The following is a 9189-nucleotide window of genomic DNA, read 5'->3' as shown; positions in this document are numbered from 1 at the left end:
GCTGCCCAGGAGTAACCGCGATGCGCTTCAATCTTCCGCCTGGGCGCTGCAGAACCGACAGATCGTCGTCTACCTGATGCTGCTGCTGGCCCTCCAGGTCGGACCTCCTGCCCAGGCGTCCGGTCCCCACAGGTGCCGGGCCCGGCCTCGCGGCGGCCCGTGCGCGCCTACCGTGGTGGCCATGAGCTGCGTGAACTGCGACGACGGCCGCGCCCGTCCTCCCTGGGCCGTGACAGACGGGCTGCTGCGTGAGTACTACGACAACGAGTGGGGCCTGCCCGTCACCGACGAGGCCGGACTCTACGAGCGCCTGACCCTCGAGGCGTTCCAGTCTGGGCTGAGCTGGCGGACCGTGCTGGCCAAGCGGCCCCGGTTCCGTGAGCTCTTCGCCGGCTTCGACCCCGAGGCCGTCGCGACCTTCGGCCCGGAGCAGGAGGCGGCCCTGGTGTCCGACCCGGGGATCATCCGCAACCGGCTCAAGGTCGCCGCGGCGATCACCAATGCTCGGGCCGCCCTGGGCATCCGGGGCACGGAGTTCGCACCCCTGCATCCGGACTCCCCCGGTGCCGGGCCCGGCTGGGACGGCCCCGGCGACCGCCCCTCACACGGGCTGCCCGGACTGATCTGGGCGCACCAGCCGGCACGCACACCCGAGCCCGTGACGGCCGAGGAGGTGCCGTCCGGCTCGGCGGAGTCCCGCGCCCTGGCGAAGGCGCTCAAGGGCCACGGGTTCCGGTTCGTCGGGCCCACCACGTGCTTCGCGCTGATGGAGGCCGTGGGCGTGGTGGACACCCACCTGCTCGGCTCCTGGCGAAGGGGGACCTCGGGCGTCTGGACGGCCTGACCGTCCGGACGGTTGGATGGAGGGGAACGACCTGTCCGAGACACCGACGACCGTGAAGGAGTCACCGATCGTGACCGCACCCTCCACCGCAGACCGCGGCTACCGCACCCAGAACCCCGTGACCGGCGAGCTGGTCCGGGAGTACCCGACCGCCACCGACGGGGAGGTGGCCGAGGCCCTCGACGCCGCCCAGGCCGCCTTCGAACAGTGGTCCGCGCGGCCGCTGTCCGAGCGCGCCGCCATCGTCAAGCGCGCCTCCGAGCTGCTGGCCGAGCGCTCCAAGGACATCGCCGCGGTGGTGACCAAGGAGATGGGCAAGCGCCTCGGCGAGGCCATCGGCGAGGTCCGCTTCTCAGCCCAGATCTTCGGCTACTACGCGGACAACGCGGACACGCTGCTGCAGCACCAGGAGATCACCGACTTCGGCGGCGGCACCGCGTACATCGAAAAGCTGCCGCTGGGCCCGATCCTCGGCATCATGCCCTGGAACTTCCCGATCTACCAGGTCGCCCGCTTCGCTGCCCCGAACCTCGTGCTCGGCAACACCGTGCTGCTCAAGCACGCCGAGATCACCCCGGAGTGCGCCCAGCTCGTGCAGGACCTGCTGGACGAGGCCGGCGTCCCGGCCGGGGTCTACCAGAACCTCTTCGCCTCCCACGACCAGGTGTCCACGATCATCGCGGACCCGCGCGTGCAGGGCGTCTCCCTCACCGGCTCCGAGCGGGCTGGCGCGGCCGTGGCCGAGCAGGCCGGCCGCCACCTGAAGAAGTGCGTGCTCGAGCTCGGCGGCTCCGACCCGTACATCGTCCTGGCCGCCGACGACGCCCGCCAGGCCGCACGCGAGGCGCTGCAGCGCCGCATGGGCAACTGGGGCCAGGCCTGCAACTCCAACAAGCGCATGATCGTCATGGAGGACCTCTACGAGGACTTCGTCGACGAGCTGGTCACCCAGGTCTCCGCGCTGAAGCCGGGCGACCCCACCGGCCGCGAGACGGACATCTACGGCCCGCTGTCCTCCGAGGCCGCGGCGGACGGGCTGGCGAAGCAGATCGCCGAGGCCCGCGCCGGAGGCGCCACCGTCCACGTGGGCGGCGAGCGCGTGGAGGGCCCGGACGGTGGCGGCTTCTACCTCTCCCCTGCCGTCATCACGGACGTGGACGAGGACAACTCCGCCTACCGCGAGGAGCTCTTCGGCCCGGCCTGCGTGGTCTACAAGGTGTCCTCCGCGGACGAGGCCGTCGCCCTGGCCAACGACTCCGCCTTCGGCCTCGGCTCTGCCGTGTTCTCCACGGACACCGCGCAGGCCGAGGAGGTCGCCGCCCGCCTGCACGTGGGCATGGCCAACGTGAACCTGGACGCCGCCATGGGCGCCGGGCTGCCGTTCGGTGGCGTGAAGCGCTCGGGCTTCGGCCGCGAGCTCGGCCCGCTGGGCATCGACGAGTTCGCCAACAAGCGCCTCTACGCTGTGAAGGGCTGACCCCTTCCCCACAGCAGACGAAGGGCCCCGCCGGAGCATTCCGGCGGGGCCCTTCGTGGGTGCGGAGGATCAGACGGTCGGGGCGGCGGTGGAGCCGCCCTCGGCGGTCGTGGCCTTCGGATCGGCGGCGGCCATCTCGCGGCCGGCGACGATGTCGATGGCGCCGGTGAACTCGCGGTTGATCTCCTCGTTCACACGGCGGGAGCGCTGGGTGAACAGGGACACCACCACGCCGAGGATCAGGGCGGTCAGGAAGCCCGGGACGATCTCGTAGAGACCGAACCACTCCCAGGTCATCTCATCCGCCTTGGACCAGAACCAGGCGACGGCGGCACCGGAGACCACGGCGGCCATGGCGCCCCAGGAGGTGAACTTCTCCCAGTACAGGGCCAGGAGGATGACCGGGCCGAAGGCGGCGCCGAAGCCGGCCCAGGCGAAGGACACGAGCTCCAGCACGGAGGCCTCGGGGTTCAGGGCCAGGACGCCCGCGATCACGGAGACGATGAGCACGCCGATGCGGCCCAGCCACAGACCGGCCCGCGGGGAGGGGTGCTTGCCGACGACCTTGTACAGGTCCTCCACCAGGGCGGAGGAGCAGACGATCAGCTGCGAGGAGATGGTGGACATGATCGCGGCCAGCACGGCGGCGAGCACCAGGCCGGCGACGAACGGGTGGAACAGGATCGCGGACAGGACCAGGAACACGGTCTCCGAGTCGTCCAGGGTGGTGCCCGGGTTCGCCTGGAAGTAGGCGATGCCCACCAGGGCGACCATCACGGCGCCGAACACGGACAGGGCCATCCAGGTGATGCCCACGCGGCGGCCGGTGGTGGCGTCCTGCGGGGTGCGCAGGGCCATGAAGCGCACAATGATGTGCGGCTGGCCGAAGTAGCCCAGGCCCCAGGCCACGGACGACAGCACACCGATCAGGGTGGCGTTCTGGAACATGGACAGATGGTCGACCATCTCGCCCTCGGAGTTCGGCACGGCGTCCACGGCCCGGATGCCCTCGACCACGGCGTCCCAGCCACCCATGGTGACGATGACGAAGATCGGGACCAGCAGCAGGGACACGAACATGAGCAGGCCCTGGGCGACGTCCGTCAGCGAGGCGCCGAGGAAGCCGCCGAACAGGGTGTAGAGCACGGTGATGCCCGCGACGACGAGCATGCCGGTGAGGTAGTTGATCTCCAGGCCCTCGGCGTAGAACGAGTTCGGGCCGAAGGTGGACTCCACGAACTTGCCGCCGGCCACCATGCCGGAGGAGACGTAGAAGGTGAAGAAGACAAGGATGATGAGGCCGGAGACGATGCGCAGGATGCGGGTGCGGTCCTTGAAACGGTTCTCCAGGAAGGACGGGATGGTGATCGAGTTGCCGGCGACCTCCGTGTAGGAGCGCAGCCGCGGGGCGACGACCTTCCAGTTCACCCAGGCGCCGACGGTCAGGCCGATGGCCATCCAGCCCTCGACCAGGCCGGAGGCGTAGATCGCACCCGGCAGGCCCATCAGGAGCCAGCCGGACATGTCCGAGGCGCCCGCGGACAGGGCCGCCACGGAGGGCTTCATGTTGCGCCCGGCGAGCATGTAGTCGTCGAGGTCGGAGTTCTGGCGAGCCGCGTACAGGCCGATGAAGATCATCGCTCCGAAGTACAGCAGGATCGCCGCTATCAGGTAGACGGTGTTCAAGTCCATGGTTCCACAGTTGCACAGTCGGGCACTCAACCCCAATGGAACCCCATGTCAGAGCCGAATTCAGGGAGCATGGAGACTAGTCACAGCAGGGGTTTGTGATTTGGAACACGTCGACGGCACCCGGCGTCACCCGTCGTAGACTGTGCGACGTCATGACGCACCCTACCGCCCCCTCCCCCGCCGTCGGCGCACGCACCGTCACCTTCCCTGAGCACCTCCCCGTCGCCGCCCGGCGTGAGGAAATCATGGAGGCGATCGCCGAGCACCAGGTGGTGATCGTCGCCGGCGAGACCGGCTCCGGCAAGACCACCCAGCTGCCGAAGATGTGCCTGGCCCTCGGCCTGGACGAGCACGGGACCATCGGCCACACCCAGCCCCGCCGCATCGCCGCCCGGTCCGTGGCCGAGCGCATCGCAGAGGAGCTGCAGGAGCCCATCGGCGCCACCGTGGGCTACCAGGTCCGCTTCACCTCGGCCACCTCCGCGGACACCCGCGTGAAGGTCATGACGGACGGCATCCTGCTCGCCGAGATCCCCCACGACCCGCTGCTGAAGCGGTACTCGGTGATCATCATCGACGAGGCCCACGAGCGCAGCCTCAACATCGACTTCCTGCTCGGCTACCTGCGGCGGATCCTGCCGCAGCGGCCGGACCTGAAGCTCATCGTCACCTCCGCCACCATCGACCCCGAGTCCTTCGCCCGCCACTTCGGCCGGCCCGCCACGGAAGCGGACGTTCCGGAGGAGACCGTCGAGGTCGAGGAGGGGGCCGTCGTCGTGCCGGCACCGGTGATCGAGGTCTCCGGCCGCACGTATCCGGTGGAGATCCGCTACCGGCCGCTGACGGCGGATCCGTCCCCGGACGACGAATACGACGACGCGGACGACGCCGCCGAGACCCGCGACCCCGTGGACGCGATCGGCGACGCGGTGCTGGAGCTGGCCGACGAGCCGGATGGGGACATCCTCGTGTTCCTCCCCGGCGAGCGCGAGATCCGCGACGCCGCCGACGCGCTCGAGGGCCTCGTGGCCCGGCACGCGAGGCTCGCCGGCACCGAGGTCCTGCCCCTGTACGGACGGCTGTCCATGGCCGAGCAGCACCGCGTGTTCGCCCGCGCCGGCAAGGGCGTGCGGCGGCGGATCGTGCTGGCCACCAACGTGGCCGAGACGTCCCTGACCGTGCCGGGCATCAAGTACGTGGTGGACACCGGCACCGCCCGCATCTCCCGGTACTCGAACCGCACCAAGGTGCAGCGCCTGCCGATCGAGCGGGTGTCCCAGGCCTCGGCCAACCAGCGCTCGGGGCGCTCGGGCCGCACCTCGGACGGCATCGCGATCCGCCTGTACTCGGAGGAGGACTTCCTCTCCCGCCCGGAGTTCACGGACCCGGAGATCCTGCGCACGTCCCTGGCCTCGGTGATCCTGCAGATGCTCTCGCTCGGAGTGGCCACCACGCCGGCTGAGGTGCGGGACTTCCCGTTCCTGCAGTCCCCGGACGGCCGCCAGGTCTCGGACGGCGCCACGGCGCTGACCGAGCTCGGCGCCCTGAACACCGGGCAGCCGATCGCCCTGAGGAACGGCCGAACCAGGACGTTCCCGGCCGGCACCATCACTCCCTTGGGCCGCCGCCTGTCCCGCCTGCCCGTGGACCCGCGCCTGGGCCGCATGATCCTGGAGGCCGGCGAGCGCGGCTGCGTCCGCGAGGTCATGGTGGTGGCCGCGTTCCTCACCCTGCAGGACCCGCGCGAGCGCCCCGCGGAGAAGCGGGCGCAGGCGGACGAGCTGCACGCCCGCTTCGCGGACGCGAACTCGGACTTCACGGCGATCGTGAACCTCTGGGCCTACCTGCGCGAGCAGCAGAAGGAGCTGTCCGGCAACGCGTTCCGCCGCCTCTGCCGCACCGAGCACATCAACTACCTGCGGGTGCGCGAGTGGCAGGACCTGGTCCAGCAGCTGCGCCAGCTGGCCCAGCAGGTGGGCGTGTCCGTGCGCCCCGGCCCCGTGGACCCGGTGGGCCAGCACGAGCCCCTGCACAAGGCGCTGCTGTCCGGGCTGCTCTCCCAGATCGGCTCCTATGACGAGCGGCGCCGCGAGTACGCCGGCCCGCGCGGCACCCGGTTCGCCGTGTTCCCGGGTTCCGCGCTGTTCAAGAAGCGCCACCCGCTGGTGATGGCCGCCGAGCTAGTGGAGACCTCCCGGCTCTGGGCCCGCACCGTGGCCCGGATCGAGCCGGAGTGGGTGGAGGAGGCCGGCGCCGAGCTGGTCAAGCGCACCTACTCCGAGCCGCACTGGTCACGCCGCCAGGGCTCCGTGGTGGCCCAGGAGAAGGTCACCCTGCTCGGGGTGACCCTGGTTCAGGACCGGACTGTGCGCTTCGGAAGGATCGACCCGGTCCTCAGCCGAGAGCTGTTCCTGCGCCACGCGCTGGTGGAGGGCGACTGGACGACCCGCCACCACTTCTTCGCCCGCAACCGGAAGGCCCTGGCCGAGGTGGACGAGCTCGAGTCCCGCCTGCGCCGCCGGGACCTGCGCGTCTCGGACGAGGACCTGTTCGCCTTCTACGACGAGCGCGTCCCCGCGAACGTGGTCTCCGAGCGGCACTTCGACTCCTGGTGGAAGAAGCAGCGCCACAAGACCCCGGACCTGCTGGACTTCGACCCCGCCCAGCTGATGACCACCGCCGCCGAAGAACTGGACCAGGACGCGTTCCCCACCACCTTCGTGCACCCGCTGCCCGGCGGCGACGCCCTCGAGCTGGACCTGGACTACACCTTCGACCCCACCGGCGCCTCCGGCACCGACGGCATCACCGTGACCCTGGACGTGCTGGTGCTGAACCAGATGGACCCGGAGCGTTTCGCCTGGCTGGTGCCCGGCCTGCGCGCCGAGCTCATCACCGCGCTGATCAAGGCGCTGCCCAAGGCCACCCGCAAGCACCTCGTCCCCGCCCCGGACGTGGCCCGGGAGCTGGCCGCGGCCTGGAGGAGGACGCGGACCCGCGTACCGAGGCGCTGCCGCAGGCCCTGTCCACGGCCGTGCGCCGCCTGCGCGGGCAGATCGTGGCACCCGAGGCCTGGCGCCTGGACGCCGTCCCGGACCACCTGCGCATGGACTACCGGATCGTGGACCACCGCGGTGCCGTGGTGGGCGCCGGGCAGGACCTCGCGGACCTGCAGACACGCCTGGCCAAGGCCAACCGCTCGGCCATCGCCGCCCGCCTGACCGGGCAGGACGCCGTCGCCCCCAAGCCCGGCGAAGGCCGCGGCTCAGGCAGGCGAGGACGCGGCAAGTCAGGCCGCGGCGCCCAGGAGGGGGCCGGCGTCGGGAAGGACGGGCGCCCCGGCACCCAGGGTGCGGCCGCCGCGTTCCAGGAGCTGCACGGGCTGACGTCCTGGACGTTCGGCACGCTGCAGCGGAAGGTGTCCACGGCATCCGCGCCGGGGGGTCCGCAGATCACCGGCTACCCCACGCTCGTGCCGGAGCCGGGTCCGAAGGGCGCCCCCGCGGCCGGGCTGACGGTGGCCCGCACCCCGGAGGACCAGGCCGTGTGGCACCGCGCCGGCGTGATCCAGCTGCTGCTGGCCACCCTGCCCTCCCCGCAGCGCTACGTGATGGACCACCTGGACAACCGGGAGAAGCTGACCTTCACGCAGAACCCGCACGGCTCCGTGGACTCGCTCGTGGCGGACTGCACGAAGGCGGCGGTGGACCGGCTCGTCGGGGAGGAGCTGCCCTTCTCCGAGGCCGAGTTCCGGGCCCTGTTCGACCGCGTGCGCGCCGATCTGATCGACACCGTGTTCGCGGTGACCTCCCTGGTCGAACGGGTGCTCTCCGGGGCCGCGGAGGTGCGCCGCCGGCTCAAGGGATCCGTGTCCCTGGCGCTGGCCCCGGCCCTGTCCGACGTCAAGGCGCACCTGGACCAGCTCGTCTTCGACGGCTTCGTGGCCACCACCGGCTGGCAGCAGCTGCAGCACCTGCCCCGGTACATCACCGGCATCGAGGCGCGGCTGGCCAAGCTGGACGCCGGCGGCCACCTGCAGCGCGACGGCCAGCACATGGCGATCGTCCAGGGCCTCGAGGACGACTTCGACGCCGCCGTCACCGCCCACCGGACCCGGTACCCGGACACCCCGCTGCCGGCGGACCTGGACGCGGTGCGCTGGCTGATCGAAGAGCTACGCGTGTCCTTCTTCGCCCAAGAGCTGGGCACGGCGGTGTCCGTGTCCGAGAAGCGCGTGCGTCAGGCGCTGAACCGGGCCAAGGGGGCCTGAGCCGAGGGCCGGTAGGCGTGCACCTCAACAGAGCCCCTGGCCGAGACTCCTGGAGCGAGGCTCAGGCCTGGGGGACGTGCTCCCCGTGGCCGGCGTCGCGCAGGGCGGCACGGATCTTCTCCGCGGCCTCGTCCAGCTCACCCTGGTCCGGGTTCTGGTCCTTCTGGTCCAGGTCGAAGTCGCGCAGCGAGTTCGAGGGCCACACGTGCACGTGCAGGTGCGGGACCTCATAGCCGGCCACCATCAGGCCGGCACGAGCGGCTCCGAACGCCTCCACCTGCGCCTTGCCGATGGTGTGGGCCACGCCCATCACGTGCGCGACCGTCTCCGGGTCCGCGTCCGTCCAGCGGTCCACTTCCCGGATCGGCACCACGAGCACGTGGCCCGGCTGCAGCGGCGCGACGTCCAGGAAGGCGGCGCAAGTCTCGTCCTTCCACACGAAGCGGCCGGGGATCTCGCCGTCGATGATGCGGGTGAAGATCGTGGCGGACATGGGGTGTCTCCTTCGTCTCTCGGACGTGTCTTCCGTCGGTGGGCGCTCAGCGCCCGCCCGGCTCCGGGCCGGTGGCCACCGGACGGTCCGGGTCGTTGCACCAAGCAGACCACGAGCCCGGGAACAGCGCCACCCCGTGACGTCCGGCCACCGCCATGGCCAGGACCTGGTGGGCGGCCGTGACCCCGGAGCCGCAGTACACGGCCACCGGGACGTCCCCCTCCGCCCGGGCCGCGGCGGCGACGGAGGCGAAGCGCTCGGCGAGACGGTCCACGGGCAGGAGGCGGCCGTCGTCGTCCAGGTTCCCGGCGGTGGGCAGGTTCACGGCGCCGGGGATGTGTCCGGCCACCGGGTCCAGCGGCTCGGTCTCGCCGCGGTAGCGCTCCGGGGCGCGGGCGTCCAGCAGCAGCCCC

At 71.4% G+C, this 9189-nt stretch carries 5 protein-coding genes and 1 pseudogene; 3 read left to right on the top strand and 3 right to left on the bottom strand.

Annotation, left to right across the window (positions count from 1 at the left end):
• Positions 1-181: 181 nt before the first annotated feature.
• On the top strand, positions 182-844 hold the full coding sequence (locus AC2W7A_RS05610) for a DNA-3-methyladenine glycosylase I (RefSeq protein ID WP_485990486.1): 663 nt from the start codon (positions 182-184) through the stop codon (positions 842-844).
• A 70-nt stretch (positions 845-914) separates the two neighbouring features.
• Positions 915-2321, top strand: coding sequence for an NAD-dependent succinate-semialdehyde dehydrogenase (locus tag AC2W7A_RS05605; protein WP_485990485.1), 1407 nt, complete (start codon positions 915-917; stop codon positions 2319-2321).
• A gap of 69 nt (positions 2322-2390) precedes the next feature.
• Here the strand turns inward: AC2W7A_RS05605 and putP are convergent, their stop codons facing one another.
• A complete protein-coding gene (gene putP / locus AC2W7A_RS05600) occupies positions 2391-4013 on the bottom strand; it encodes a sodium/proline symporter PutP (RefSeq protein WP_485990484.1) in 1623 nt (540 codons plus the stop codon).
• A 152-nt stretch (positions 4014-4165) separates the two neighbouring features.
• Between putP and hrpA the strand changes: the two are divergent.
• Positions 4166-8283: pseudogene (gene hrpA / locus AC2W7A_RS05595) on the top strand (ATP-dependent RNA helicase HrpA).
• 61 nt (positions 8284-8344) lie between these two features.
• On the opposite strand, the gene AC2W7A_RS05590 reads toward hrpA, so the two are convergent.
• Together AC2W7A_RS05590 and AC2W7A_RS05585 are read right to left on the bottom strand one after the other, a co-directional pair.
• On the bottom strand, positions 8345-8776 hold the full coding sequence (locus tag AC2W7A_RS05590; RefSeq protein ID WP_485990483.1) for an HIT family protein: 432 nt from the start codon (positions 8774-8776) through the stop codon (positions 8345-8347).
• 46 nt (positions 8777-8822) lie between these two features.
• Positions 8823-9189: sulfurtransferase (locus AC2W7A_RS05585; protein WP_485990482.1), on the bottom strand; the 367-nt coding region annotated here is incomplete at its 5' end.

Source organism: Micrococcus sp. LASM2_SD2, assembly GCF_057364565.1.
This window is presented reverse-complemented; position numbering and strand designations above follow the sequence as displayed.